Raw genomic sequence first — 26,266 nt, 5'->3', positions numbered from 1 at the left:
GAAAGCATCGTTTAAGGTGAGCTTCGCTCTCAGGGAAATCCATGACTGAAAGGAATCATCAATGCGGTCGCAAAAAAACGTGACGTAGAGGTATTCCAATGATTGCCATGATTACCGCCGTAACATCACCTTCCGCGCTCAGTCTGGAAGTACTGCATCGCAACCAGGCGCTTGTGCAGGCCAGCACTACGCCGGAGGTCGATGCCCCGCATGCACTGATCGACCAGGTAAAAGCGCAAACCGGAATAGTGGCGAGCCACCTCGCCCCCTTGCAACGGATAGCGGCAGCCACCAACTCCATCATCGGCATACGCCCGGTCGAATCCGTGGCCACAGGGCTGATAGAAGCTGGGCACCCCACCAAGGACTTTCATATCAAAGGCAAAAGTGCCAATTGGGGGCCACAGTCCGGCTTGATCTGTACGGACCAGGCATTTAGCAAACTCGAACAGTTCGCGCACAAGTCACCGGAAAAGGTGGCTAACGCCAACGCGCAGATCCTGGACTGCATCGAGCAAGGCCATGCAGTCCCGATCCCCTTGAAACTCTCGCGTCATCGCATTGACGAGCTGGTAAAGCTTGGCCAAATCACTGGGCGGGCAGCTCGCGGAGGTGATGGCACGCTGCAATTGAGCGCTCGCGGGCCAAGTCAGCAGCATTATGCATTCCAAGCCCATCCCGCCTCGCCTGGCGACGACAACTATCTGATCACGCACAACGGCAAGGTGCTGCACGTGCTGGCCAAGCAGCTAGAGGGCAAGGCCTTGACCGCCGACTATGACCTGCACATGATCGCGCCCCACCTAAGTGACTTTGGCGCCCAGGATAAGCTGCCGGTGCCCGATATCGCCCACAGTGTCTTCAGGGGTCGGGTTAGCCACTACCAGCAAGTTCCACGGGAATTATCGGCGGACTTTGAAAATGCCCCTCATTTCTACCGCAAGGAAAACCCCGATCTCGGCAATATCACGCCGCGAATAGAGGAAATGATCGGAATCATCAATCGAAAGCTGGTCGGCGACGCGGAGCGGGTGGTCCATCACAATGCAGACTCAGGCAGCCCTGCGACGGACGTGGCAGCAAACTACCCGGCGACTTTCTTCCTGCCGGCAAAGCTAGGTAGATTCGATGAGATCAGTATCATCCATGACAGCACGGAAATGGCTGAGCTGATAAAGACCGCCAAGGACAGCGGTTATCACGTGCCGCTCAATCCGCTATGGGAGAAGGAGGTGGTGAATGTGAGGCGGTCAGACTTCACCCTGGCAAAACAGCGCTTGTCTGGTTCCAGGCAAGCCTGACAGCTGAGCAGCAAAAAGCGGCTTGATAAGTCGATTATCAAGCCGCCACAGTGATAGCGCTTATGCCTGGACCAGACCGTTGATCTTGACGGTCGGGTTCACGTCCGCGTCGTAGTCCACGCCGTCGACTTCAAAACCGAACAAACGCAGGAACTCAGCCTTGTAACCGGCGAAATCGCTGATTTCGTTAACGTTGTCATCAGTCACCTGGTTCCACAGCGCGGCTACGGCGTCCTGGACCTTCGGCTCCAGCTCAGCCAGGTCGGCGCGCAAGCGGCCGTCAGCATCAAGCTTGGGCTCTTTGCCGTACAGGCTGTCCTTGAACAGGCCGTAGACCTGCTCGATGCAGCCTTCGTGGGTGCCCTGCTCTTTCATCACCTTGAACAGCAGCGACAGGTACAGCGGCATGATCGGGATCGCCGAGCTGGCCTGGGTGACCACGGCCTTGAGTACCGACACGCGGGCATCGCCCTTGAGCGCAGCGAGGTTGTCGCGCAGGGTCAGGACTTTCTTGTCGAGGTCTTTCTTGGCTTCGCCGATGGAACCGTTCCAGTAGATGTCCTGGGTCAGCTTCTCACCGAGGTAGGTGAACGCGGTGGTCTTGGCGCCTTCAGCCAGTACATCGGCGTCACGCAGGGCGTCGATCCACAGCTGCCAGTCTTCACCGCCCATCACTTTGACGGTGCCGTCGATTTCTTCCTGGGTGGCAGGCTCCAGGGTGGTGTCGACCACGACGCCCTTGTCGGTGTTGATACCGCGCAGGGTCACGGCCTTGCCGATCGGCTTGAGGGTGGAGGTGTGCACCACGCCTTGCGGGTCGGTACGGCGTGGCGCGGCCAGGCTGTAGACCACCAGGTCGATCTTGCCCAGGTCTTTCTTGATGGTGTCGATGGTCAGGCGCTTGATCTCATCGGAAAACGCGTCGCCGTTGATGCTCTTGGCGTACAGGCCTTTTTCCACGGCAAACTTCTCGAACGCCGCGCTGTTGTACCAGCCAGCGGAGCTCAGCTTGCCTTCTTCGCCTTCTTTTTCAAAAAACACGCCCAGGGTGTCGGCACCGCAGCCAAACGCGGCACTGATGCGCGCGGCCAGGCCGTAACCAGTGGAAGCGCCGAGGACCAGCACCTTCTTTGGGCCGCCTTCGATGGCGCCGTGCTGAATCACGTAGTCGATCTGCTCTTTGACGTTCGCTTCACAGCCAACAGGGTGAGCGGTCACACAGATAAAGCCACGAACGCGCGGTTTGATGATCATAAAAATTCTGCCTCTTCCAAGGTGCCGAAGGCCAGTGGTGGCCATTCAACTTCAATCGTACCGGTCTATGACGTCCGAAAAACCGAAGCGTCACGATAGTCGCAAATCTTCCGTTCTCAAAATTCAATCCACCCAAACCCGCTTGCCTCTGGGGCCAGTTACAAATTGTGCAGCGACTTCACAATTTTCGAACTATTTAAAACGCCTGCGCGCGCCATAAAGCTCTATCATGACGAAATTGTTTCATTATGTTTCAGGCCTGGAGCCGCGTTTCATGAGCAAAAATGCCGTGGGTAAAAAGCTGATATCCCTTGCCTGGGTGCTCGGCGTTTTACTGTTTATCGCCTGTTTTCCGCGCACCAGCCTGGCGTTTTTACTGCTGGTGGTGGTTTGCGGTCTGTATGACTTCCTGCGTAATGGCCTGTATGACCGCGCTACCATCAAGAAATATTTCATCGGCAACGGCCGTAACACCTGGATTCTGGCGCCGTTCAACACCCTGTTCGACCTGCTGAGCCGCCGCAACCGTCATGTCTACACCCTGGACGACCTGCCGCTCGCCTGGCGCGAAGACCTGCAACAGGTCATCGACGACGCCATGGCCCGCAAGGAAGAAATCATCAGTTACCTGGACGCACGCATGGCCGAGAAGAAACGCGGCATGTTGTTTTTCCAGTGGTACGGTCGCCCGATCGAAACCGCCCTGGACATCCCGCAACTGCGCAAGAAACTGCCATTCGTGAAGACCATCGGCGTGTCGGTGTTCAACGAGAATCGCTCGACGTCCTTCCATTTCGGCCCGTTGCGCATGATGTTCCGCGTGCTCTACAACATGGCGCCGGCGCCGCATCACGAGGGTGTGTATATCCAGGTGGGCAAGCACAAGCACTATTGGCACGACGACCCGCTGTTCATCTTCGATGACACGCTGATGCATGCATCCTTTAACAAGAACGATGCGAAACGTTACTGCCTGTTCATCGATATTGTGCGACCGACCCCGGTGCCCTCCGTGTTGAACGCCGTGATCTCGGGGTTTGCCGGCCTGGTGTTCACCCTGCGTCGGGTTTTCTACAAAAACTGGAAGCTGATCCAGTAAGTTCTGCGGCATGATGGTGCTGGACGGTATTTGCACTCGGCCTTGGGCGTGAGGTAAATAACCGTCTCGTGCGACCGTATACGGCGCGCCTCATTCTCAAGCCATTGCGCCTTTTGTAGACGCGATGGCTGTGCTTTCAAGGAACCAGAATGCCCCAACGTCAAGTGATCAATGCCTCCGTCAGCCCCAAGGGCAGCCTCGAAACCCTGTCCCAACGTGAAGTCCAGCAACTGAGTGAAGCCGGCAGCGGCAGCATCTACGCCCTGTTCCGCCAGTGCGCCCTGGCGATCCTCAACACCGGCGCGCATATCGACAACGCCAAGACCATCCTCGACGCCTACAAAGACTTCGAAGTGCGTATCCACCAGCAGGATCGCGGCGTGCGCCTGGAGCTGCTCAACGCCCCGGCCGATGCCTTCGTCGATGGCGAAATGATCGCCAGCACCCGCGAAATGCTGTTCAGCGCCTTGCGTGACATCGTCTACACCGAGAACGAGCTGGACAGCCAGCGCATCGACCTGAGCAACTCCCAGGGCATCACCGACTACGTGTTCCACCTGCTGCGCAACGCCCGTACGCTGCGTGCGGGTGTCGAACCCAAGATCGTCGTGTGCTGGGGCGGCCACTCCATCAACACCGAAGAATACAAATACACCAAGAAGGTCGGCCACGAACTGGGCCTGCGCAGCCTCGACGTGTGCACCGGCTGCGGCCCCGGCGTGATGAAAGGTCCGATGAAAGGCGCGACTATTTCCCACGCCAAACAGCGCATCACCGGCGGCCGCTACCTGGGCCTGACCGAGCCAGGCATCATCGCCGCCGAAGCGCCCAACCCGATCGTCAACGAACTGGTCATCCTGCCGGACATCGAGAAACGCCTCGAAGCCTTCGTGCGTGTCGGCCACGGCATCATCATCTTCCCTGGCGGCGCCGGTACGGCTGAGGAATTCCTGTACCTGCTGGGCATCCTGATGCACCCGGACAACCGCGACCTGCCGTTCCCGGTCGTGCTGACCGGGCCCAAACATGCGGCGCCTTACCTGGAACAACTGCATGCGTTCGTCGGCGCGACCCTCGGCGAAGCGGCGCAGAAGCATTACCAGATCATCATCGACGACCCGGCCGAAGTCGCGCGCCAGATGACCGCAGGGCTCAAGGCGGTCAAACAGTTCCGTCGCGAGCGCAACGACGCATTCCACTTCAACTGGCTGTTGAAAATCGACGAAGGCTTCCAGCGCCCCTTCGACCCGACCCACGAAAACATGGCCAGCCTGCAACTGACCCACGCGCTGCCGCCCCATGAACTGGCGGCCAACCTGCGTCGCGCGTTCTCGGGGATCGTGGCGGGTAACGTGAAGGACAAAGGCATTCGTTTGATCGAAGAAAAGGGCCCGTACGAAATCCACGGCGACCCGGCGATCATGCAACCTTTGGATGAACTGCTAAAGGCCTTCGTCGCCCAGCACCGGATGAAATTGCCGGGCGGAGCAGCGTATGTGCCGTGTTACCGCGTGGTGCAGTGAGCCAGCGGCGAGCCGTCATAGTTTGTATCGGTTTGGCGCGTGATCACAGGTGTGGGGATCGAGAGTTCGGACTAGGGTTTTAGTACCGACTCACCCACTTCTGCGAGCACCCTATGGACCAACGGATATTGTCCTCGATCACTCCTTACCCTAAGGTAAGGAGCATCACGATGGAGGTCTTCACCATGGCAACCGCCACACTTACTTCAAAAGGGCAAATCACCATCCCTGTCCAGGTCAGGACGGCCCTCGGCCTGGAAACAGGCGACCGGGTGGAGTTCGTCGAAATGGAAGACGGCAAGTTTTCCATGATCGCCGCGAGTAAAACCGTCACCGACCTCAAGGGGCTGATTCGCAAGCCTGCCACTGCCGTGTCCATCGAGGACATGAACCGGGCCATCGCGGCACAGGGAGCAAACGCGGGATGATCGGCCTGGATACCAACGTGCTGGTGCGCTATGTCACCCAGGATGAGCCCGTTCAATCCGCCAAGGCGTCGCGACTGATTGAATCATTGAGCGCCGCGTCACCGGGCTTTGTCAGCCTGGTGACCCTTGTGGAATTGGTATGGGTGCTGCAGGCCTGCTACCAATCGGCCAAAAGCGATGTGGTGATGGTGCTGGAAACCCTGTTGCATACGCGCGAGCTCACTGTCGAGCACGCCGATGTCGTCTGGCAGGCACTGCGCAAGTTCGTTGCGAACAAAGCAGACTTCGCCGACTGCCTGATCGAACGCTGCGCCCACGCGGCCGGCTGCGAGTACACCGCCACCTTCGACCTGAATGCGGTCAAGGCAGCGGGCATGAAACGGATCGGCTAGGCCGTCTTTTGGGAAGAGGCCGCTCGTTCAGCGAACCCAACCACCGCCCTGCCAATGATAACCATCGTTGCGCTGCACCCAATGCGGATGCACATAGCGATAGCCCACGCGTATCGGCTCCCAATGGCCGTGCACCGCTACATAGCGCCCACCTTCCCAGCGCCAGTAACCGCGTGACCAGATATAACCTTCGCGTACCGCCGGCTCGACTTCGATCACCTGCACCGGCGGCGGTTGCGGCGCCACGACTTCCACATACTCACGTTGTACCGGCCGGCGTTCATGCACGACGCGCTCTTGCACACACCCGGATGCCGCGACGACTACCGCCGCCATTGCCGCATAACGTAGCAACATACAAAACCCTCGGGCGTTAACGCCCTGTACCTGCATCAGAAAGAAATCCCCTGTGTTCCAGCCGGGCTCCTGCTTGGGCTTGAGTTATTTTTTAACAGGAGATGTCTGTCAGATTGCTGAACCCTCAAGGCCTCAGGTCGTGCAGGCGACGGTCGGTCGCTTCAGGCGCAACAACAGTAACCCGGCAATCACTACGGCAATGCCGGCATAGGTCGAAACATGGATTTCGTCGCCGAACATCAGCGCCGCCCATACCAGGGTGACGGGAGGCTCCAGATAGACCAACGCCGCAACCCGAGTAGCCGTCATCACGCGCAGCAGCCGCCAGAGGCTCAAGTAGGCGGCAAAGGTGGAAAACACCGTCAGCCACACAATCGAAACCAGTACGTCGGTGTCATGGGGAATGCTCAAGGTATCGGTATAAAGCACCGCGCCGGTGAAGCCGAGCAACGTCAGCAGCGATTGGATAAACAGCGGCATAAGCAAGCCGGCCTGCGTGCTCTGCTGCGAACGGCGCTCGTACAAGGTCGCCAGCGTCAGCCCCAGCGCCGAGACCAGTGGCAGCCCATACATGGCCAGGCCAACTTCTTTGCCACTATTGCTGTACTGCCCGGCGATCACGATCGCTACGCCGACAAAGCTGATCACGAGCCCCACCCATTGCCAGCCGCCGCTGCGCTCAGTTGCACTGCCTGTCGACAATGCGGCGGTCATCAACGGCTGCAACGCCGCGATGATCGCCGCAATGCCCGGCGGCAAACCGTTCTGGATCGCCACATAGAGGCAACTCAGGTACAGAAACTGCGACAGGCAGCCGATGATGGCGTAATGGCGGATCTGCGCCCAGGTCACCTTCAGCAACCTGACGTTCAAGAACGCTCCCAGGCACAGCGATACCAACAAAAATCGCCAGAACAGCAGGTTGAACGCACCGCTGCCTTGGGTGCCCAGCTTCGCGCCGATATAGCCCGAACTCCATGACAGAACAAACGCCCCTTGCAAGAGCAGCAATCCCAGGGTTGATCGCTTCATGCAGCCTCCAGCCTGTGTAGTTGACTTCAAGGCTAGGGAAGGAGGACTCTTCTGTATATTTGAATAACCTGCATTACCAATCCGCATTAGTAGAACCATGGCCAAACAACTGAATATCGATCTGTTGCGCACCTTTCACGCCGTCGCACGCTTTGGCCGCTTCAACGAGGCGGCCGAGCATGTGCACCGCAGCGCGTCCACCGTGACGACGCAGATTCAGAAGCTGGAAGACCAGGTCGGCCAACGCTTGTTCAGTCGCAGTAATCAGGGCGTGGATCTGACGCTGTACGGCAGGAAGCTGCTGGGCGAAACCACCGAATTCCTCAAAAGCCATGACCGCCTGCTGATCTCGCTGATGCCCCAGCGCATGCAGGGCAAGATCCGCCTGGGCGTGCCCGACACTTACGCACCTGCCTTTATGCACACATTCCTGCCGGGACTGATCGCCGACAACCCGCTGCTGGAACTGGAAATCGAGGCGCGGACCAGTGGCGAACTGTTGAATCTGTTCACGGCAAACCAGTTGGACCTGGTCATCACCGTCAGTGCACACCCACTGGCACAGGGTGAGCGCTTGGGCCCCGTGCAACCGCTGTGGGTCGCCGCCGAGCAGTTCAGTTACCCACCCAACGCGCCGCTGCCGATCACCGTGCCTATCGCTGGGTGCCCGTACCGTGCGGCGGCGTTACAGGCGCTGAAAGATCACGGGATTTACCATCGCGTACTGCTGGAAAGCCCCAACTCATCAGCGGTAGAAGCTTGCGTGCGCAGCGGCGTGGCCGTGGGCCTGATGGAGGAGAGCCGCATGGGCGAAGGGCTGAGGCAAATCACGCAACTGCCGGCCCTCCCCGCACAGCATCTGTATCTGCTGTGCGACACCGCTAACGCGCTGGCCCTGCATCTGTACGAGCAAGTCAGGCACTTCAGGGTCTGAACGTCGCGCAAAAAAAGCCCGCTGACCGTCACCGGTTCAGCGGGCTTTTGCTTACGCGTAGCTTACAGCGCCAAATCAGACGCCGGCTTGCCTGGCTCAGCCGCAGGCTTGGCAGCCTCGGTGGCCTGTGGAGCCGTCAGTTGCGGAATCGCTGGCGGTGGGGTCAGTTGCAGCACACCGGCGGTGTAGGCCCATTCCTTGGCAACCGCTTCAGGGCTGTCGTTCAGTTTGGTGCCGTAGCTTGGCACGATCTGGTGCAGTTTTTCCTGCCAGGCCGGGCTCGCAACCTTGTCCTTGAACACCTTTTGCAGCACGGTCAGCATGATCGGAGCCGCGGTAGACGCGCCTGGCGACGCACCCAACAGGCCGGCAATGGAGTTGTCGGCGGAGCTGACCACTTCGGTGCCGAGTTTCAGGACGCCGCCCTGCTCTTCGTCACGCTTGATGATCTGCACACGCTGGCCGGCTTGCCACAGGCGCCAGTCGGACTGCTTGGCGTTCGGGAAGTACTCTTGCAGCGCCTTGAAGCGGTCGTCATCCGACAGCATCAGTTGGCCGGCGAGGTACTCGACCAGCGGGTATTCACGAATACCGACTTTGGTCATTGGCCAGATGTTGTGGGTGGTGGTGCTGGTCAGCAGGTCCAGGTACGAGCCTTCTTTCAGGAACTTGGTGGAGAAGGTCGCGAATGGGCCAAACAGGATCACGCGCTTGCCATCCAGCACGCGGGTGTCCAGGTGCGGAACCGACATTGGCGGCGAACCGACCGATGCCTTGCCGTAGGCCTTGGCCAAGTGCTGCTCGGCGATGGTCGGGTTATCCGTGACCAGGAACGAACCACCCACCGGGAAGCCGGCGTATTCCTTGGCTTCCGGAATACCGGATTTCTGCAGCAGGTGCAGGGCACCGCCGCCGGCGCCGATGAACACGAACTTGGCGTCGGTTTCAGTCTTGGTGCCATCTTTGAGGTTTTTGTAGCTCACACGCCACGAACCGTCTTCGTTACGGGTGATGTCCTGCACTTCGCTCGACAGTTTCAGGTCGAACTTAGGGGTGGTCTGCAGGTGGGCAACGAACTGGCGGGTGATCTCGCCGAAGTTCACGTCGGTGCCGATTGGGGTCCAGGTGGCCGCGATTTTCTGGTTCGGGTCACGCCCTTCCATCATCAGCGGAACCCATTTGGCGATCTGGGCCGGGTCTTCGGAGTACTGCATGCCGGCGAACAGCGGGCTCGCCTTCAGCGCTTCGTAGCGTTTTTTCAGGAACTTGATGTTGTCATCGCCCCACACAAAGCTCATGTGCGGTGTGGAGTTGATGAACGAACGCGGGTTCTTCAACACGCCCTGCTGGACCTGCCAGGACCAGAACTGACGGGAAATCTGGAACGCTTCGTTGATCTCGACCGCTTTGGGGATCTCAACGTTGCCGTTCTTGTCTTCCGGGGTGTAGTTAAGCTCAGCCAGGGCCGAGTGACCGGTACCGGCGTTGTTCCAGCCGTTGGAGCTTTCTTCGGCCACGCCATCGAGGCGCTCGACCATTTCCATCGACCAGCCCGGTTCCAGCTCGTTAAGCCAGACACCCAGGGTTGCACTCATGATGCCGCCGCCGATCAGCAGCACATCGACTTTCTTTGCCTCTTCCGCGTGAACGGACGTGATCCCCATCGACAAAGCCAGCCCCAGCAGGGCAGTGTTTACTTTCTTAAACATCAGTAGCACCTATGATAAAACGCCATCCGCCCTACCGCCCCTGACTCTGCAGGCCGTAGGGTGGGCACACAAGGCCGACGTAGCGACCTCACTGTTTTTGTCCCTTCTGCGCTGACTTCTTATCATTATTGGCTTCAGCTACTTGGGCGACAGCCAACCGCCGGGACGTATACGGGTGTACGCACCAGGGAAAGACTAGACCAAGACGGCGCGCAGAATATCACGCCAAACCGCGTTTATGCGCCGTTTGGCCAATTGACACCTTTAAATCGCGGGTTTTCTCGCGCAGGTGTCAAGGCGGCCAGCCGCGACCTGGGGTCACAGGCCCGGAACTCTCATGCGCCTGGCTGTTCTAGACACCCTCACCGTCCCATGCGTAGCATCGGCGATTGTCTTTCGTACACCTCATCCAAACAGAGCCATTCATGTCTACCCACCCAACACCCGGGCACGTCCTGCCCGCGCGCAGTGCCGCCAAAATGGAAGCGGCCATGGCCGTGGGCGCTTTCGCAATCGGCACCGGCGAATTCGCCATCATGGGCCTTATGCCCGACATCGCCCAGAACCTGGGCTTGAGCGAGCCGCAGGTCGGCCACGCCATCAGCGCCTACGCCCTGGGCGTGATGGTCGGCGCCCCGCTGCTGGCCATCCTCGGCGCCAAACTGCTGCGCAAACACATGCTGTTATTGCTGATGGGCCTCTACGCCCTCGGCAACCTCGCCACCGCCTTCACCCCCACCTTCGGCTCGCTGGTGGCCTTCCGCTTTATCAGCGGCCTGCCCCACGGCGCCTACTTCGGCATCGCCGCCGTGGTCGCCTCCAGCATGGTGCCCAGCGACAAACGCGCCGGCGCCGTGGCCCGAGTGATGATGGGCCTGACCCTGGCCATGCTGCTCGGCAACCCCATCGCCACCTTCCTCGGCCAACACCTGGGCTGGCGCTCGGCGTTCGCCCTGGTTAGCGTGATCGCCCTGTGCACCCTCTTCCTGGTCTGGCAATTCGTCCCGCACCGCCACGATGAAGAACGCAGCGACCCGCGCAAGGAACTGCGCGCATTCACCAAACCCCAAGTGTGGATGGCACTGTCCATCGGCGCGATCGGGTTTGCCGGCATGTTCTGCGTGTTCAGCTACCTGGCGCCGACCATGCTGGAAGTGACCAAGGTCTCGCCGCAATGGATCCCCTTCGGCCTCGCCGCGTTTGGCATGGGCGGCATCATCGGCAACATCGCGGGCGGCAAGCTGTTCGATCGCATGCAATTTCGCGCGGTGGGCTGGATTCTGGTGTGGTCGATGGCCGTGCTGATCTTCTTCACCTTCGCCGCCAGTTCGCTGTGGAGCGTACTGCTGGGCATCGGCCTCGTCGGCACCATGATCGCCCTGGCGGCGCCATTACAAATCCGCCTGATGGACATCGCCCACGAAGCCCCGAGCCTGGCGGCAGCGTCCAACCACGCCGCCTTCAACCTGGCCAACGCGCTGGGGCCGTGGTTTGGCGGCATGGCGATCACCGCTGGGTTTGGCTGGACCAGTACAGGCTACATCGGCGCGGTGACGGCCCTGATCGGATTGGGTCTCTATCTGATTGCGCGGCGCATGAAAGGCGGCAACTAACGCCACAAGTTTTGCGCCGATCATAGATCCAATGTGGGAGGGGGCTTGCCCCCGATAGCAATGGGCCAGTCACCACACCTGTGACTGCCCCACCACCCCCTCAATCATCATGCAACAACCCCGACCCATACTCCCCATAACTACTCCCCAGCCCACTGCCACCAAAATTCATCTTGGCGGCTTTGCCGGGGCTGTGGTCACCAAATGCCTGACACCCCCCTGAAAAGCACGGGTCGCTGCTCACGGCGGGTGAAGATGAACAAGCGCTCAACAGCAACGTGCCGGTGATCATTGCGACTTTGACGAGGTTCGAAATCATAGTCTCAGTTCCCTGTGGGCTAGAGGCGCTGGAGTCCTCTCTTGCAAGGAATCGTAGACCTCAACGGTGCAGGGAATTATGAAACTTAGCTGCGGGACAGCATGAGTTCAGGTTGCCGCCTTGGGGTAAGGCGGCAGGGTTGGTTGTCAGGCTTTGACTGATTTGGTTACAGGCGCAACTTGTTCTTGGGCTCGGTCTACGAGCAATGCGCTCAACTCGATTAACTGCTGGATGCCCAGGGCGATGGCGCGTTGGGAGTCGTCGAGGTCGAACGCCAAGGTGACGGCCATTTGGTTGGCGGATGCTAGGTTTTCGGCGGCGTTGGCCAGGAGGGTTTCGGGGTCGATGGTTGGGTTTACGAGGAAGAGGTTATTGCTTGGGTGTCCGACGGGAGCAGCGTCGTCGGATGGTGGCAAGTGATGATTGATTGCTCGTTGGGCTGCGGCTTGAAGCTTGGGATCGACGGACGATGCGGTTTGATCAAGTGAAGAACTGTGTGTGTTGTTGTGCATGGCGATGCTCCAAATATTTATTGGGAGTTAAAACGCCTTAGCAATACGGACTTCCACCTCCGGCCGCTGGATTTGCAGCGGCTTGAAGAGGTTAACGAGGGGCGGCCTGATGGGCAAGTTGATAAAGGTGTGAAAACATTGCTGGTGATAACGTGACCTGATCTCCTTACTCCCTATTTAGTTGGAACCTGCCCCACACTGCCTCCCCGCAAAACAAAAAAAAGCAAGAATCACAATATCTAAATGCACTATGTGGACTTACCACTTTCTGGCAACAAATTTCTTATCAGACTACTTGTAGATATACCGACCGTATACGAGATTTCAAAAAAACCTATGAACCTTTCAACTTTCGAAATAAGGCAATTTTTTTCCTCATCCAATACCTTACCCTCTGAAAAAAAGTAATAATGAGGCCGAAGCAAACGAATATAATTAATTGACCCCTCTTTTTTCTCAAAGCAAAAAATCGACAACAACTGAACATTCGAAATTCTTTTCCCAATATCGTCAATCGGCCTGCCAAGTCCCTTATTGAATTTAACCTTCAGGTCTGAGTCCACGCCCACAATTAAGATATCGCAAAGCTCCAGACATTTATTAAGGTAATTAGCATGACCCTCATGAAAAAGATCAAATACTCCTGAGGTGTAACCTACACGCAGATCCAGCCATGTATCAATCAAAATATCTGTAGCTTCACGAATCGAATTTACTTCCACTTTCCGAGTATCCCGCCCAGTTTAATGACATCCATCAAACGATAAACCCCAACATATACATCCAAACCACTAGATTGACGCTTCAATTCAAAATATATTGCGCTCAACGTATAATCAAGCGCCTCAGAACGAGAGCAATTTCCCTTCCCCAAACCAAATACTGGTATAAATACCGTTTTAAAACCGCGAGCCACGCAATAATCAACAACATATTTAATTATATCGCGTATTGACGCACTCTCAAGAAAAGCAATTCCGGTATCGTTCTTACTAATCGCTATAGCAAAAATTATGCTTTTGATACCATATCTGCTTGTTTCGTATGGTTCATTACATTCGATACACAAACCTAAATTAAAATCCCTTTTTTTACCTTTTATCTCTTTCCAAGCTATAACCCACTCTTCAAGATTATCTCGAGTAATCTGGTTGAATTCGTCTCTGCTAGCGGCCATAGCCCTCAACCTACCCGAGACGGAAATACTCTTTGCCCCTCCTAACTCAAAATCTGTGTTTTCCGAAGCAACCACAACATCGATATCACTCAAAAAACTAATATTACCGCAATAACAATACACTTTCGAAGCGGACACATTTACAGCAGACGAAATCCACTTATCGTTAATAAGTTTTTCTTTATCCGGCTGCTTAACTTCAAAGCATGCCCACACCCAAAAAAATACTCCTACTACAATCAAAAAGCATCCCGCTATGACAGGCCAATCCGCGCCACCCTCTTTCGGACTCAAAATTTCCAAAGCAAAGACGTTATTTATCAGGATTTCCTGCCAGGGAACCGCTAATAGAGTACCTCCTATAAAAATAGTTGAGGCGGCCGCTTTCATTGGTATACTCTTACTCCTCCAGCGCTCAATCAATCTGACGAAATACTCGATCAGCACAAAGACTAAAAAATCGTTCTTAACCATGACAACTCCTGAAAAAAAACTAATAATTATCGGCTTTCATGGCACTTCAAGCGAATCTGCCAACCATATAATTCATGAAAACTTCAATATCAATCGAGGAGAAGAAGACTGGCTCGGATACGGTGCATATTTCTTTATCGAAGGAATCTCCTGCCCTATAAAAAGCGCCAACGAGTGGGCCAAAAATGCCCATGAAAACCACGAAACCTGCATATTAAAGTCCACTATCGAAGTTCATGAACGAAGCGTACTAGACTTAAGAAATATCGAGAACTTAAAAAGATACAATTTAGTCCGGGAGTTAAAAATCAGAGAACACTATTCCGACCTAATATTAAGAAGAGACCTCACCGTAAAAAAGAGAAAAGATATCAGAATCGACGACCGACTAATAACAAACATGGTGAAAAAACACTTAAGCATTACTGTATTAATACACAATGTATATATAAAAAATAAATCACAAAGAGATCTTGCTCTTGAATCTAGTTATCCCAATGCTACTGTTTGCAGCGTGAACGACATAGGCTTGATCATCCGCAATGAGCGCATCATCAATGATAAGCTCGGATAGCTTCGCGACAATACAAGCATATTATAATAATTCTCCGCAGCTCTCGCTTAGCTAAAGCTTTCCTCACTCGCCGAAAAAGCGCATGTCGGCCATCTAGGCATCACAAATGCGTTCAACGCCCCCTGCTTGCCAAGCATTTAGAGTGGATCAGACTCAACCTCAATCGTGGCCAAAAGCCATCTCCATATCATTCTGCATAATGCCGTATACAGGACGTCCGTATCAACGAAAATATCTCCGGCGAATATCGGAATCAAAAAATATCGGGCTCAAACCCGATATGCCGGTCTACCACCGAGACCCAGCCCGCTGAACTCTGCCGTTATCGGTTGAAGCAGATCGGACTTTGCCAACGAAACCTAATTGTCAAGCATCGAAAAGGGACAGAGTTATTTCTACCGAGACGAAACTAATCACTAATCAAAAAAAGCTGCTCCACCGACGGTTAATTATTTTGGGAATGATCTCTAACGACTACGCCTTCAGCTCATCCGGTGCATGCGTCTTGAGCCAGTCAGCCGACGCGGCATTCATTCGCGTTTGCCAGCCCGGCCCAGAAGCCCTGAATTTCTCCAGCATCTCAGCATCAAAACGAACATTCACGTGTTCTTTAGTCGCTGCCGACTTTGGCCGGCCACGCTTTGGCTTGAGCATTTCCTTCGCCTGAGCCTTGCCAAACAACCCCATAAGCACTTCGCTGGCTGGTTTGGACTTGGCAAAGTCCTCGGCCGACCATTCGGGGTTTGCCGTATCGACCATTTCAGGACTGGGTTTCTTGGCCATAATTTTTGACCTCCCGTTTGTTGGCTTTACGAAAGCTGATGACGTGGACCGCGTTACCCCGTGGGGTAAACACTATGACATGCAGCCGATCCCCTGTATCCCATCGCCCGATAACGACACTCGCTGTAGTCAAATCGATGATCCTGCAGGATCAGGGCAGCAGACCATTCAAAGTCTCGCACCAGCGCAAATGGAAGACTACGCTCTGAAACGTTGCGAGCGTGTCTCGCCGGGATCATAAGTCGCCAATACAAGATCTACGTCGAAACCCTAACCGGCACGTGCTCCAAGTGTCACTGGAGATTAAGTAACTAGCCATGAGAACCCGCCGAGTACCTGGCGAGCATCCCTGATAAACTGCTCGCCTTTCTGCCCGCTAGCTCAGACCCCCAATGTCCCTACAATCCGCCCCACTCTCCCGCCGCTTCTCCGTCGCCCCCATGATGGACTGGACCGACCGCCACTGCCGGTACTTCCTGCGCCTGCTCTCCAAGCACACCTTGCTCTACACCGAGATGGTCACCACTGGCGCGATCCTCCATGGCGATCACGAGCGCTTCCTGCGTCACAACGAAGCCGAGCACCCGCTTGCGCTCCAGCTAGGCGGCAGTGTTCCCGCCGATCTGGCCGCCTGCGCGCGTATGGCCGAGGCGGCCGGTTACGATGAGGTTAACTTGAACGTCGGCTGCCCCAGCGATCGTGTGCAGAACAACATGATCGGCGCGATCCTCATGGCCCACCCTGCCCTGGTTGCGGACTGTGTGAAGGCGATGCGCGATGCGGTGTCGATTCCGGTGACGGTGAAGCACCGTATCGGCATCAATGGCCGGGACAGTTATGCCGAGCTGTGTGATTTTGTCGGCACGGTGAAGGATGCGGGCTGCACCAGTTTTACCGTGCATGCGCGGATTGCGATTCTGGAGGGGCTGTCGCCGAAGGAGAATCGCGATATTCCGCCATTGCGCTATGACGTGGCGGCGCAGTTGAAGCAGGATTTCCCGGAGCTTGAGATTATTCTCAACGGTGGGATCAAGACGTTGGAGCAGTGCCAGGAGCATTTGCAGACGTTTGATGGGGTAATGCTGGGGCGGGAGGCTTATCACAATCCGTATCTGTTGGCGCAGGTGGATCAGCGGTTGTTTGGCAGTGAGGCGCCGGTGATTAGCCGGGCGGAGGCGTTGGCGCAGTTGCGGCCTTATATTGCTGAGCATTTGGCCAGTGGTGGGACGATGCATCACATTACTCGGCATGTGTTGGGGTTGGGCACTGGTTTTCCGGGGGCGCGCAGGTTCAGGCAGTTGTTGTCGGTGGATATTCATAAGGTGGCGGACCCGCTGGCGTTGCTGGATCAGGCTGGGGAATTGTTGGAAGGGCGGTGACTGGGTAGCTGATGGGCTTTTGTAGGAGCGAGCTTGCTCGCGAGAAATCCATAGCCGCCGCGCTTATTCAGAACGCACGCGTTATCGTTGACGTTTTTCGCGAGCAAGCTCGCTCCTACATTATTTGGGGCAGGCCCAGTGGCTATGAAGGCGCTATCGGGCAGTTGGGTTGAACCTGGCGGCGGTTTTGCCCTCCTATTGAGCAGTACGACCGCCATTCATACGGCTGTTTTCAGGTTGTTGCCCTCGCAAACGACCTAACGCATTTGCGCCCTTGAGCGCCTGCCAGCGCTCGGGTAATGTCATCAGACCCACAGGACAGAGCACGCCCATGACTTCCAAGCTGGAACAACTCAAGCAATTCACCACCGTCGTAGCCGATACCGGCGATTTTTCTACCCTCGCCAAGCTCAAGCCGCAAGACGCGACCACTAACCCTTCCCTGCTGCTCAAGGCTTCGTCGATCTCTGGCTATGCCAAGCTGCTGGATGAATGTGTGCAGGACTGCAACGGCGACGTGGGCCTGGCCAGTGACCGTTTCGCAGTGGCGGTTGGCCAGGAGATCCTTAAAGTCGTACCGGGCCGTATTTCCACTGAGGTGGACGCCCGTTTGTCGTTTGACGAAGACGCGATACTCAAGCGTGCGCACCGTCTGATCGATCTGTACGACAAGGCCGGCGTTAGCCGTGACCGTGTGCTGATCAAGATCGCGTCCACCTGGGAAGGTATCCGCGCAGCGGAAAAACTGGAAAAAGAAGGCATCCAGACCAACCTGACGTTGCTGTTCTCCTTCGCCCAGGCCGTGGCGTGCGCTGAAGCAGGTGTGTTCCTGATTTCGCCGTTCGTGGGCCGTATCTACGATTGGTACAAGAAGGCCAACGGCAACGACTACACCGGTTCCGATGACCCGGGCGTGCAGTCGGTGACGCGCATCTACAACTACTACAAGGCCAATGGCTACAAGACTGTAGTGATGGGTGCGAGCTTCCGTAACCTGAGCCAGATCGAAGAGTTGGCCGGGTGTGACCGCCTGACCATCAGCCCGGATTTGCTGGAGAAGCTGGCGGCCGATGAAGGCAAGCTGGAACGCAAGTTGGCGCCAGGGCAAGCCGGTGAAGCGCGGGTGCATATGACTGAAGCGCAGTTCCGTTGGGAATCCAACGAAGATGCGATGGCGACTGAGAAGCTGGCGGAGGGGATTCGTCAGTTTGCTCGGGATCAGGAGAAGCTGGAGGCGTTGTTGTCGGCCAAGCTGTAAAAGCGTAGGCGGCAAAAAGGGCGGCACCTTGGCGGGTGCCGCCCTTTTTTGTGCCAATTTCAAGCCAGGCACAGATCCATTGTGGGAGGGGGCTTGCTCCCGATGGCAGAGTGTCAGTCAGCTTGTTCATAACTGACACACCGCTATCGGGAGCAAGCCCCCTCCCACATTGGAATGTGTTTCGACAGGAAAGCCGTCAGTGGCGCTCGAGGGCGTTGACGAGGTCGTGGAAGGCTTCGCGGTTGGACTCGTTCAAGCCCATCAGGATCTTGTGCGCTTCCAGCACCTTGACCCGTACGACTTCTTCGGACTGATCCTGTGAAGGCAGGTCGGTCAGGCATTCCGGGCAGGGGATCGGGCGGTCAACGATGTTGAACACCTGGTCGAAGCCCATGGACTGTAACAGCCGGGTGATGTCTTCGTGGGTGGTGACGACGGTCGGCAACAGGCCAACCTTCTGCCGAGACAGAATGGACAACTTGGCCAGCAGGCCCAGGGTGGTGCTATCGATGCTGCGGGTTTCGGTCAGATCGATCACGATCGCCGAGAAGTTCAGCGCTGTGAAGATCCGCTCAATCGTCGCATCCAGCGCCGAACACAGAGTCAGGCGCACTTCACCGACAAATTTCAGGACGAAGGTCCCGTCTTGCTCGGCGAATTGGATTCTTCCGGTACTCATCAAAGATTCCTGCTCAACACCAATAGGGCGATATCATCCGGCATCTCCCCTAGCGTGGCCAATCCAAAAACCTGCCGCAGACCATCCAGGCTGCCGCCCGCCGACTTGACCTTTTGGGGCAAGGCGGCTTCTTTCTCTTTGAGTGTAGGCTCTGGAAGAAGGTCCAGGATACCGTCGGACATCAGCGTCAGGCTGAAAGTCGGCGGCAGTTCCAGAATGTGGTCTTCGTAGGTGGCCTCATTGAACAAGCCCACCGGCAGGCCACGCCCTTCCAGGTAACGCACACTGTCAGGAGTGTATAGAACCGGCATCGGCAGGTGACCGCCAATGCTGTAGGTCAAAAGACCGGTTTCTTCATCGATCACGCCGCCGACCATCGTCACGTGCTTGCCCAGCTTACAGCTGATCAGGCCCCGGTTGATGTGGCCCAGCACCTCGGAGGGGGTGAACTCGGGCAAGGTGCCGTTGCGCTTGGACTCGAACAGCAACCGCGTCGTCATGAACTTCAACAACACGGTGACGAACGCGGAGGACGCACCGTGGCCGGACACGTCGGCCAGGTAGAACGCCACACGCCGCTCATCCACTCGGAAATAGTCGACGAAATCACCCGACAGGTACAACGACGGGATGATCTGGTGGGCAAACTTGAATTCGTCAATGGTCCACGGACTGACCGGCAGCATGTTCATCTGCACCTGGCGACCGGCGTTCTGGTCTTCCTGGAGCAGGTTCAGGCTGGCTTCGAGCTCGCGGTTGGCGGTCTCGAGTTTTTCGCGGTAGCGCTGGTTTTCCAGCAACAGCCGGGCACGGTCCAGGGCGCGGCGCACCGAGTGCTCCAGCACGGCCAGGTCTTCCAGGGGCTTGATCAGGTAATCGGCGGCGCCCAGGCGCAGGGCTTCAACGGCGTCATTCATGACCCCGGCACCGGACACGACAATCACCGGCGTCTGCGGAGCACGCTCGGTCACCTGGCGAATCAGCTCGAGGCCGCCCATTTGGGGCATGCGCAAGTCGCAGATCACGAGGTCGGGCTTGTCGCGCTCGAATACCTGGAGACCCTGTTGGCCGTTGCCGGCCTGCAGGACGCTGAAGCCACTGTCTTCCAAATAGGCCGCGAGGCTCGCGCGCACTACTTCGTCGTCATCGATTATCAGCAGCGTGGCACTGGTTTTTTGCATGTGGGCAAACGGCGCCAGAATTAGGTTGGCGTAGGCGGCGCGGCAATGGCCGTGCTCACGTACTGGATTCGCTTTCTAGCCTCTCTGTCCTACAAAGCATTGGGATTTCGCCCATGCACAACGGTAAAGCAGAGGTGCCCTTCTAAGGCGCAGACGGTACTCCCATCCGTGAGGGGTTTCAAGCTCATGCCGATGGTCGCCGGGCGTCTTTACACCGCAAATCACCGGGAGTTATAAGAACGCTCATCACCACAACGCAAAGTAAGGATGGACTCAGTGAGCGAACACGAGCGCGACTACGCCGAAAAACGTGACTTCATCCGCATGCGGGTGGATGCCGATGTGTCCTTGATCCACGCCGGCCAAGAGATCGAAGGGGTGTGCCTGGACCTGTCCAGCTCCGGCATGCAGGTGCAGGCCCCTCGCCAGTTCAGCGTGGGAGACCGGCTGACGGTGCGCATCGATTCAGAGCACGCTGCACTCAAGGGCCTTGAGGCCGATACCGAGGTGGTGTGGACCAAGGCTGCCGGCGATGAGCAGCACCTGGGCCTCAAGATCTTGAAAATGCGCTGAAATGCGCCCACAAAAAAGGCGACCGTTCAAAGGTCGCCTTTTTCATTTCAAAACGTCTCAGCTTAAAAGTCGTCGACGACCTTGCCGTCCTTGACCTTGAACTCACGGTTCTGCAGGTAGGCGTTTCGGATAAAGGTGTACTTGTCGCCGCTGATCAGCTTTTCGCTATCGAGCAGGCTGGCACGGGTGTCGACCACGTTCAGGCCGAAGGTGCTGTTGCGCCAGCCGATATCGTTCATGTAACGGTACGGTTGGGTGTAGCTGTCCACGTATTTGGACGGCGCATCGCGCAAGGTGCTTGGGCCCAGCAACGGGATCATCACGTAGGGACCGCTGCCGACGCCCCAGTAGCCGAGGGTCTGGCCGAAGTCTTCATCGCTGCGCTGCAGCCCCATTTTGGTGCCGACATCAATGAAGCCCAGTACGCCGAATGTGGTGTTGACCAACAGGCGAGCCGTGTCGACGCCAGCATTGTGAGGCTTGAGCTGCAGGACGTTGTTGGCCAGGTTGCCGACATCGCCGATGTTGCGGAAGAAGTTGTGAACGCCGTCCTGCACGAATTGCGGGGTGACGAACTGATAGCCTTGGGCGATTGGCTTGAGCGCGTAGGTGTCAACGGTGTCGTTGAAGGTGAAGATCGGGCGGTTGACGCTTTCCCATGGGTCGTCTTCGGTCGCTGCTTGGGCGGCGAAGGGTGCCAACAGGACGGTGGCACACACCGATAGCTGAGCGAAGTACTGGCTCCAGCGCATAGCTTTTGCTCCTTGAATAGTCTGTCATGGGCGCTATGCCCTGAATAAGGCCGTCAGTATATGACGGAAGTGTCGATTTAGGCACTCGCAAGGAAACGACTTTCATGATTTGGACAAAATTCCTACAAATACCCACCCGTGTCATCCACTTGTCATGCCATCCCGATAGCGTTGTAACTATTTCAGGGACGTTCAGATGCCGCATGCCGAGATAGCCGTCACCACTGCCCCCGCGTTGACTGCCGTGTTGTTTGGTTTGAGTGGCTGCCTGGTGGATTTCGGTTCCCAGGCGCGCAGCGACTCCCCTTCCCCCGATTCCCAGACCACACCCGGGGCCCTGAAAATTCTGCGCAGCCTGAAGGAACAAGGCGTGCCCTGCGCCTGGCTGGATGAATTGCCGCCCTCGATCACTACGCCACTGGCCGCCACCCTGCCCGCCTGGCTCAAGGCCGCCTCGCCCTCCGCCATCCGCTGGCCGGCGCCCCATGCTTGCTGGCAGGCCTTGATGGAGCTGAATATCACGCGTCTGGACGGTTGCGTGCTGGTCAGCGGCGAGCCGCGACTGCTGCAATCAGGCCTGAATGCCGGCTTGTGGACCATCGGCCTGGCCTCCTGCGGCTCCCTGTGCGGCGTCGCGCCGCAGCAGTGGCAAGCACTGAGCGACAAGGAACGCGAGCACAAGCGCGGCAAGGCCACCGTGGCGCTCTATGGATTAGGCGTGCACTCAGTGATCGATCACCTCGGTGAACTCGGCACCTGCCTGGCCGACATCCGCCTGCGCCGGCTCAAAGGCGAGAAGCCCTGACAAGGATCATGCACGGTTGGCCGCAGTGGATTAATCTACAGGTCAGTTCGTAGACCTTTCCCGGCGTGCCGCGGTCTATGCCAGTGACTATCGATAAAAGGAAAGAATGTCATGCCTGATCGCGAGAAGTTACAACAGCAGGCCGATATCGTGCGCAAACAGCTGGAAGATCATCCAGAGTTGCCCGCTGAAAAACGTGAAGCGCTTGAAGAGCTGATTGCCAAATTCGACGTGCAGCTACAACTGGAGCCGGCCACCCAGACGCCCAGCATCGCTGACGATGTAAACCGCGCAGTGGAAGGTTTTGAACTGGACCATCCGGGCATTGCCGGGACCCTGCGCAACATCGTGATAACGCTGGGCAACATCGGCATCTAAGCTGCCCGCCAGCCAAGCACCGATCCAAAATGTGGGAGGGGGCTTGCTCCCGATAGCGGAGTGTCAGTCACAGCACCTGTGTCTGACACTCTGTAATCGGGAGCAAGCCCCCTCCCACATTGGGTTTGGTGTGCAGGCTACTGGCGCGCCAGGCGTACGTTCTGAAACGCCACCTCTTCGGTGCTGCGATACGGGTTGATATCCAACCCACCCCGCCGCACATACCGCGCATACACGGTCAACTTCTCAGGCTTGAGCAAGCGCTGCAGGTCCAGGAAGATGCGTTCCACGCACTGTTCATGGAAGTCCGAGTGCTGGCGAAAGCTCACCAGGTATTCCAACAGACTGGCGTGATCCAGCGCCGCGCCACGGTACTCCACCACTACGCTGCCCCAATCGGGCTGGCTGGTGACCGGGCAGTTGGATTTGAGCAGGTGGCTGTGCACGCTCTCTTCCACTACACGCGAATCGTCACAGCGCAACAATTCCGGACGCGGGTGCTCGTAGCTGCTGACGTTGATATCCAGATCATCGATGCACACGCCCGGCAACGCCATCACACCCTCAGCCTCGATCTCGTCCAGGCTGCGAATGCGCACGCTCACCGGTTTGCCGGCGGCGGCACTGAGGTCGGCGCGCAAGGTGGCTTCCAGGCTCGGCGTATCGGCAAACGCGGTCTGGTTCAACGAGTTGAGGTACAGCTTGAAGGACTTGGACTCGATGATGTTCGGCGAGTCGGCCGGGATGCTGAACTCACCGATGGCCACCACCGGTTTACCGGACGGCAGCAACCAGGACAGTTCGAAGCAGTTCCAGAAATCCACGCCCTTGTAAGGCAGGGTCTCGGCGCTCAGGCCCAGCTCGGCCCATTTGGCGGCGCGAGGGATCGGGAACAGCAACGAAGGGGTGTAAGTGGATATGTATTCACTGGACTTGCCCAGCGGCGAATGTTCGGCTGCGGGATGCATGGCGGAAACCTGGCTAAATAAACCGCACAAGTCTACCAGCCTTTGCCCGCGCCATTAAGGAACGCCTTACTCAACGGTCAGTTTGCCGACCATGCCCGCCTGGTAATGCCCGGGAAGATTGCAGGCGAACTCAAGGTCAGTGGCTTTGGAGAACTTCCAGGTCAGCTCGGCGGTTTTGCCGGGCTCGACCAGCACACTGTTCGGATCATCGTGCTTCATCGCGCCATGGTCCATTTTACTGTGGTCCATTTCTCCCATACCGGTGGCCGTAAGCATGCCGCTGGCCTGCATCTGTAACATTTCCTTCTGGTGTTCGGCGTGCATGGCCGCGTCGCCGAGGTTGAACTCATGCAGCAACCGGCCTTTATTGACCAGCACAAAGCGCACCGTCTCACCGGCCTTGACGTCGAGGGACTTGGGCGAAAAGGAAATATCCTGCAGGGTCACCTCAACTGTGCGCGCGGCTGTGGCCGCTGCGGCCGGCTGGCCGAAAGCATAGGTGTGGGCCCCATCGGCCACGGCATCGAAACTCAGCGCCAACAGGCAGCCCGCCAGGAACACAGGTATACGCAACGCCATCTTTGACTCTCCAAATGGGTGACTCGCTTGGCCAGCACTTTAAGAGGGCCTCGCTGCCAGCCAACTGACTGCTAGATTACAACTTTGTCAGGTTACCCCCTTTACCTGGGAGCCCGCGGTATAAAGTCCGGCGCCCACCGCTGCCAAGAGTCGCCCATGAAACTGCTGATTGTCGAAGACCAACCGAAAACCGGCCACTATCTGCGCCAGGGCCTGGCCGAAGCCGGGTTTACCACCGAACTGGTGGCCGACGGTATCAGCGGGCAGCACCTGGCGCTGACTGGCGACTATGACTTATTGATCCTCGATGTGATGCTGCCCGGTCGTGACGGCTGGCAAATCCTGCAAGCGGTGCGCAGTGCCGGCCTGGACATTCCGGTGTTGTTCCTGACCGCGCGCGACGCGGTGGCGGACCGCGTACACGGCCTGGAGCTGGGCGCCGACGATTACCTGGTCAAGCCCTTCGCCTTTTCCGAACTGCTCGCCCGCGTACGCAGCCTGTTACGGCGCGGCAGCAGTGCACCGCAGGAAACCTGCCTGCAACTGACCGACCTGCGCCTGGACCTGATCCGTCGCCGCGTTGAGCGCAGCGGCCAGCGTATCGACCTCACCGCCAAGGAGTTTGCCCTGCTGGAGCTGCTGCTGCGCCGCCAGGGCGAAGTGCTGCCCAAGTCGCTGATCGCCTCGCAGGTGTGGGACATGAATTTCGACAGCGACACCAACATCATCGAAGTGGCGATCCGCCGCCTGCGCCTGAAAGTCGACGACGCCTTTCCCAACAAGCTGATTCACACCGTGCGCGGCATGGGCTATGTACTCGAGGAGCGCTTCACTTGATCAAGCGCTTGTCCCTCGCCAGCCGCCTGGCGCTGCTGTTTGCCGCCTGCACCGCCGTGGTCTCGCTGCTGGCCGGCGTGCTGTTCAACCATGCCAGCGAGGCGCACTTCATCGAGCTGGACCAGCAGCAATTGGACAGCAAACTCGTGGCGCTGCGCAGCACGTTGCAGGGGGTCGACTCGCCGCACGCCTTCGCCCAGCGCGAACCCCAACTGCGCGCCGACCTCAGCCACCAACCCGACCTCGCCTTGCGCATCACGGCGGCCGGCCAGCGCTGGCTTGACGATGCGCCGGGCGTGGCGTTGCCCGAGGCCCCCGGCCTGCATAGCCTGCAAAACGCTGGCACCGCCTACCGCGTGTATAACGCGCCGCTGAACCCTGGCCAACCCGGCTCGGCGCAATTGACCCTGATACTCGACATCACCCATCACCAGCATTTCCTGCAACGCATGCAGCGCTTGATCTGGCTGACCGTCGGCCTCTCGGCCCTGGCCACCGCACTGCTCGGCGCCTGGGCGGCGCGCAGCGGGTTGCGGCCATTGCGGCGCATGGGTGAAGTCGCCGCCGGCGTGTCCGCGCATTCCCTGACGCAACGCTTGCCGCAACAGCAAATGCCAGCAGAACTGGCGGAGCTGGCGCAAACCTTCAATGCCATGCTGGGCCGGCTGGACGACGCGTTCCAGCGCCTCTCGGCCTTCTCCGCCGATATCGCCCACGAGTTGCGCACACCGCTGTCGAACCTGCTGACCCAGACCCAGGTCATCCTGACCCAGCCGCGCCCCTTGGAGGACTACCGCGAAGCGCTGCACAGCAACCTGGAGGAACTGCAGTGGATGGCGCAGCTGGTGAACGACATGCTGTACCTGGCCAAGGCCGATCACGGTTTGCTGGTGCCCAAGCGCGAGCCTTTGGCGCTGGCCGATGAAGTGGAGGCGTTGTTGGAGTTTTTTGCGTTGCTGGCCGAAGACGCCCACGTCAGCCTGGTGCGAGAAGGCACAGCCCATACGATGGGTGATCGCGGTATGTTGCGTCGGGCGCTGTCGAACCTGCTCGATAACGCGCTGCGATTTACGCCAGCGGGCGGCGAAGTGCGGGTACGCATGGTGGACGGCGTGACACTCACGATTGAGAACACCGGGGAAGGCATTCCAGCGCAGTTGTTACCGCGGTTGTTCGATCGGTTCTACCGGGCCGACCCGGCGCGCCATGAAGGCAGCAGCGAACACGCGGGGCTGGGGTTGGCGATTACCCAGTCGATTGTACGGGCGCATGGGGGGCGGATTTTTTGTGAGTCCGGGGTGGGGTGGACACGGTTTGTGATCGAGTTGCCTCACCTATGATCGTTCCCACGCTCTGCGTGGGAATGCCATCGGACGCTCTGCGTCCGCTGTTGTGA

The 26,266-nt window shown here is 57.8% G+C and carries 29 protein-coding genes; 15 read left to right on the top strand and 14 right to left on the bottom strand.

Features of this window, described 5'->3' with window-relative positions; all coding sequences use genetic code 11:
• The first annotated feature begins 98 nt into the window (after nt 1–98).
• Nucleotides 99–1,301 carry an anthrax toxin-like adenylyl cyclase domain-containing protein gene (locus C4J85_RS07500; protein ID WP_124409332.1) on the top strand — a complete coding sequence of 401 codons (1,203 nt, stop codon included), beginning with the start codon at nt 99–101 and terminating at the stop codon, nt 1,299–1,301.
• A 60-nt stretch (nt 1,302–1,361) separates the two neighbouring features.
• Here the strand turns inward: C4J85_RS07500 and fabV are convergent, their stop codons facing one another.
• Nucleotides 1,362–2,555, bottom strand: coding sequence for an enoyl-ACP reductase FabV (gene fabV / locus C4J85_RS07495; RefSeq protein ID WP_124361834.1), 1,194 nt, complete (start codon nt 2,553–2,555; stop codon nt 1,362–1,364).
• Nucleotides 2,556–2,829: 274 nt separating this feature from the next.
• On the opposite strand from fabV, the gene C4J85_RS07490 reads away from it, so the two are divergent.
• From C4J85_RS07490 to C4J85_RS07475, 4 genes are all read left to right on the top strand, one after another.
• Complete coding sequence (locus C4J85_RS07490; protein WP_124409331.1) at nt 2,830–3,654, top strand: aspartyl/asparaginyl beta-hydroxylase domain-containing protein; 825 nt, start codon at nt 2,830–2,832, stop codon at nt 3,652–3,654.
• 149 nt (nt 3,655–3,803) lie between these two features.
• A complete protein-coding gene (gene ppnN, locus C4J85_RS07485) occupies nt 3,804–5,177 on the top strand; it encodes a nucleotide 5'-monophosphate nucleosidase PpnN (RefSeq protein ID WP_124409330.1) in 1,374 nt (457 codons plus the stop codon).
• Nucleotides 5,178–5,347: 170 nt separating this feature from the next.
• Entirely contained in the window at nt 5,348–5,605 is a 258-nt protein-coding gene (locus tag C4J85_RS07480; RefSeq protein WP_124366304.1) for an AbrB/MazE/SpoVT family DNA-binding domain-containing protein, read from the top strand.
• Nucleotides 5,602–5,997, top strand: coding sequence for a PIN domain-containing protein (locus C4J85_RS07475; protein WP_124361830.1), 396 nt, complete (start codon nt 5,602–5,604; stop codon nt 5,995–5,997). Before C4J85_RS07480 ends, C4J85_RS07475 begins: the two co-directional genes overlap by 4 nt.
• A 27-nt stretch (nt 5,998–6,024) precedes the next feature.
• On the opposite strand, the gene C4J85_RS07470 is transcribed toward C4J85_RS07475, so the two are convergent.
• Entirely contained in the window at nt 6,025–6,354 is a 330-nt protein-coding gene (locus tag C4J85_RS07470; protein ID WP_124366303.1) for a YXWGXW repeat-containing protein, read from the bottom strand.
• A 132-nt stretch (nt 6,355–6,486) separates the two neighbouring features.
• Nucleotides 6,487–7,386: a DMT family transporter gene (locus C4J85_RS07465; protein WP_124409329.1), complete on the bottom strand. Its 900-nt coding sequence runs from the start codon at nt 7,384–7,386 to the stop codon at nt 6,487–6,489.
• A 97-nt stretch (nt 7,387–7,483) separates the two neighbouring features.
• Here C4J85_RS07465 and C4J85_RS07460 point away from each other — a divergent pair, with 97 nt between their 5' ends.
• Nucleotides 7,484–8,320, top strand: coding sequence for a LysR family transcriptional regulator (locus tag C4J85_RS07460; RefSeq protein WP_124361827.1), 837 nt, complete (start codon nt 7,484–7,486; stop codon nt 8,318–8,320).
• A 62-nt stretch (nt 8,321–8,382) separates the two neighbouring features.
• Here C4J85_RS07460 and mqo read toward each other — a convergent pair whose 3' ends face one another.
• Nucleotides 8,383–10,029 carry a malate dehydrogenase (quinone) gene (gene mqo / locus C4J85_RS07455; RefSeq protein ID WP_124409328.1) on the bottom strand — a complete coding sequence of 549 codons (1,647 nt, stop codon included), beginning with the start codon at nt 10,027–10,029 and terminating at the stop codon, nt 8,383–8,385.
• A gap of 425 nt (nt 10,030–10,454) precedes the next feature.
• Here mqo and C4J85_RS07450 point away from each other — a divergent pair, with 425 nt between their 5' ends.
• Nucleotides 10,455–11,642, top strand: a complete 1,188-nt coding sequence (locus tag C4J85_RS07450) for an MFS transporter (protein ID WP_124409327.1) — start codon at nt 10,455–10,457, stop codon at nt 11,640–11,642.
• Between the two features lie 100 nt (nt 11,643–11,742).
• Here the strand turns inward: C4J85_RS07450 and C4J85_RS27640 are convergent, their stop codons facing one another.
• The 4 genes from C4J85_RS27640 to C4J85_RS07430 form a co-directional block, all read right to left on the bottom strand.
• Entirely contained in the window at nt 11,743–11,961 is a 219-nt protein-coding gene (locus tag C4J85_RS27640) for a hypothetical protein (protein ID WP_124409326.1), read from the bottom strand.
• Between the two features lie 146 nt (nt 11,962–12,107).
• Nucleotides 12,108–12,473 carry a DUF6124 family protein gene (locus C4J85_RS07440; RefSeq protein WP_124409325.1) on the bottom strand — a complete coding sequence of 122 codons (366 nt, stop codon included), beginning with the start codon at nt 12,471–12,473 and terminating at the stop codon, nt 12,108–12,110.
• A 248-nt stretch (nt 12,474–12,721) separates the two neighbouring features.
• Nucleotides 12,722–13,195, bottom strand: a complete 474-nt coding sequence (locus C4J85_RS07435; RefSeq protein WP_124409324.1) for an adenylyltransferase/cytidyltransferase family protein — start codon at nt 13,193–13,195, stop codon at nt 12,722–12,724.
• Entirely contained in the window at nt 13,186–14,124 is a 939-nt protein-coding gene (locus C4J85_RS07430) for a hypothetical protein (protein ID WP_124409323.1), read from the bottom strand. Before C4J85_RS07430 ends, C4J85_RS07435 begins: the two co-directional genes overlap by 10 nt.
• Between C4J85_RS07430 and C4J85_RS07425 the strand changes: the two genes are divergently transcribed.
• Complete coding sequence (locus C4J85_RS07425) at nt 14,123–14,698, top strand: hypothetical protein (RefSeq protein WP_124409322.1); 576 nt, start codon at nt 14,123–14,125, stop codon at nt 14,696–14,698. The genes C4J85_RS07430 and C4J85_RS07425 overlap by 2 nt on opposite strands.
• Nucleotides 14,699–15,172: 474 nt before the next feature.
• On the opposite strand, the gene C4J85_RS07420 is transcribed toward C4J85_RS07425, so the two are convergent.
• A complete protein-coding gene (locus C4J85_RS07420; RefSeq protein ID WP_124409321.1) occupies nt 15,173–15,481 on the bottom strand; it encodes a BrnA antitoxin family protein in 309 nt (102 codons plus the stop codon).
• A gap of 392 nt (nt 15,482–15,873) precedes the next feature.
• Between C4J85_RS07420 and dusA the strand changes: the two genes are divergently transcribed.
• A complete protein-coding gene (gene dusA, locus C4J85_RS07410; protein WP_124409320.1) occupies nt 15,874–16,860 on the top strand; it encodes a tRNA dihydrouridine(20/20a) synthase DusA in 987 nt (328 codons plus the stop codon).
• A 331-nt stretch (nt 16,861–17,191) separates the two neighbouring features.
• The gene (gene tal / locus C4J85_RS07405; protein WP_124409319.1) at nt 17,192–18,118 is read left to right on the top strand and encodes a transaldolase; all 927 of its coding nucleotides are present in this window, start codon (nt 17,192–17,194) and stop codon (nt 18,116–18,118) included.
• Nucleotides 18,119–18,314: 196 nt separating this feature from the next.
• Here the strand turns inward: tal and rssC are convergent, their stop codons facing one another.
• Entirely contained in the window at nt 18,315–18,797 is a 483-nt protein-coding gene (rssC, locus tag C4J85_RS07400; RefSeq protein WP_003172602.1) for an anti-sigma factor antagonist RssC, read from the bottom strand.
• Complete coding sequence (gene rssB, locus C4J85_RS07395; RefSeq protein ID WP_124361818.1) at nt 18,797–19,978, bottom strand: two-component system response regulator RssB; 1,182 nt, start codon at nt 19,976–19,978, stop codon at nt 18,797–18,799. Before rssB ends, rssC begins: the two co-directional genes overlap by 1 nt.
• Before the next feature lie 276 nt (nt 19,979–20,254).
• Here rssB and C4J85_RS07385 point away from each other — a divergent pair, with 276 nt between their 5' ends.
• Nucleotides 20,255–20,551 carry a PilZ domain-containing protein gene (locus C4J85_RS07385; RefSeq protein WP_124409318.1) on the top strand — a complete coding sequence of 99 codons (297 nt, stop codon included), beginning with the start codon at nt 20,255–20,257 and terminating at the stop codon, nt 20,549–20,551.
• Between the two features lie 62 nt (nt 20,552–20,613).
• On the opposite strand, the gene C4J85_RS07380 is transcribed toward C4J85_RS07385, so the two are convergent.
• Nucleotides 20,614–21,303 (bottom strand): VacJ family lipoprotein, encoded by a 690-nt coding sequence (locus C4J85_RS07380; protein WP_057722960.1) that lies wholly within the window; start codon nt 21,301–21,303, stop codon nt 20,614–20,616.
• A 196-nt stretch (nt 21,304–21,499) separates the two neighbouring features.
• Between C4J85_RS07380 and C4J85_RS07375 the strand changes: the two genes are divergently transcribed.
• A complete protein-coding gene (locus C4J85_RS07375; RefSeq protein WP_124366287.1) occupies nt 21,500–22,108 on the top strand; it encodes an HAD family phosphatase in 609 nt (202 codons plus the stop codon).
• A gap of 111 nt (nt 22,109–22,219) precedes the next feature.
• Nucleotides 22,220–22,486 (top strand): DUF4404 family protein, encoded by a 267-nt coding sequence (locus C4J85_RS07370; protein ID WP_124361814.1) that lies wholly within the window; start codon nt 22,220–22,222, stop codon nt 22,484–22,486.
• A gap of 137 nt (nt 22,487–22,623) precedes the next feature.
• On the opposite strand, the gene queF is transcribed toward C4J85_RS07370, so the two are convergent.
• Both queF and C4J85_RS07360 read right to left on the bottom strand, forming a co-directional pair.
• Nucleotides 22,624–23,454: an NADPH-dependent 7-cyano-7-deazaguanine reductase QueF gene (queF, locus tag C4J85_RS07365; protein ID WP_124409317.1), complete on the bottom strand. Its 831-nt coding sequence runs from the start codon at nt 23,452–23,454 to the stop codon at nt 22,624–22,626.
• A gap of 66 nt (nt 23,455–23,520) precedes the next feature.
• Entirely contained in the window at nt 23,521–24,033 is a 513-nt protein-coding gene (locus tag C4J85_RS07360; protein ID WP_124406607.1) for a plastocyanin/azurin family copper-binding protein, read from the bottom strand.
• A gap of 156 nt (nt 24,034–24,189) precedes the next feature.
• Between C4J85_RS07360 and C4J85_RS07355 the strand changes: the two genes are divergently transcribed.
• Together C4J85_RS07355 and C4J85_RS07350 are read left to right on the top strand one after the other, a co-directional pair.
• A complete protein-coding gene (locus C4J85_RS07355; protein WP_124366284.1) occupies nt 24,190–24,870 on the top strand; it encodes a heavy metal response regulator transcription factor in 681 nt (226 codons plus the stop codon).
• A complete protein-coding gene (locus tag C4J85_RS07350; RefSeq protein ID WP_124409316.1) occupies nt 24,867–26,210 on the top strand; it encodes a heavy metal sensor histidine kinase in 1,344 nt (447 codons plus the stop codon). The genes C4J85_RS07355 and C4J85_RS07350 overlap by 4 nt, the downstream gene beginning before the upstream one ends.
• Nucleotides 26,211–26,266 lie beyond the last annotated feature (56 nt).

Source organism: Pseudomonas sp. R4-34-07 (assembly GCF_003852375.1).
Taxonomy (GTDB): domain Bacteria; phylum Pseudomonadota; class Gammaproteobacteria; order Pseudomonadales; family Pseudomonadaceae; genus Aquipseudomonas.
This window is presented reverse-complemented; position numbering and strand designations above follow the sequence as displayed.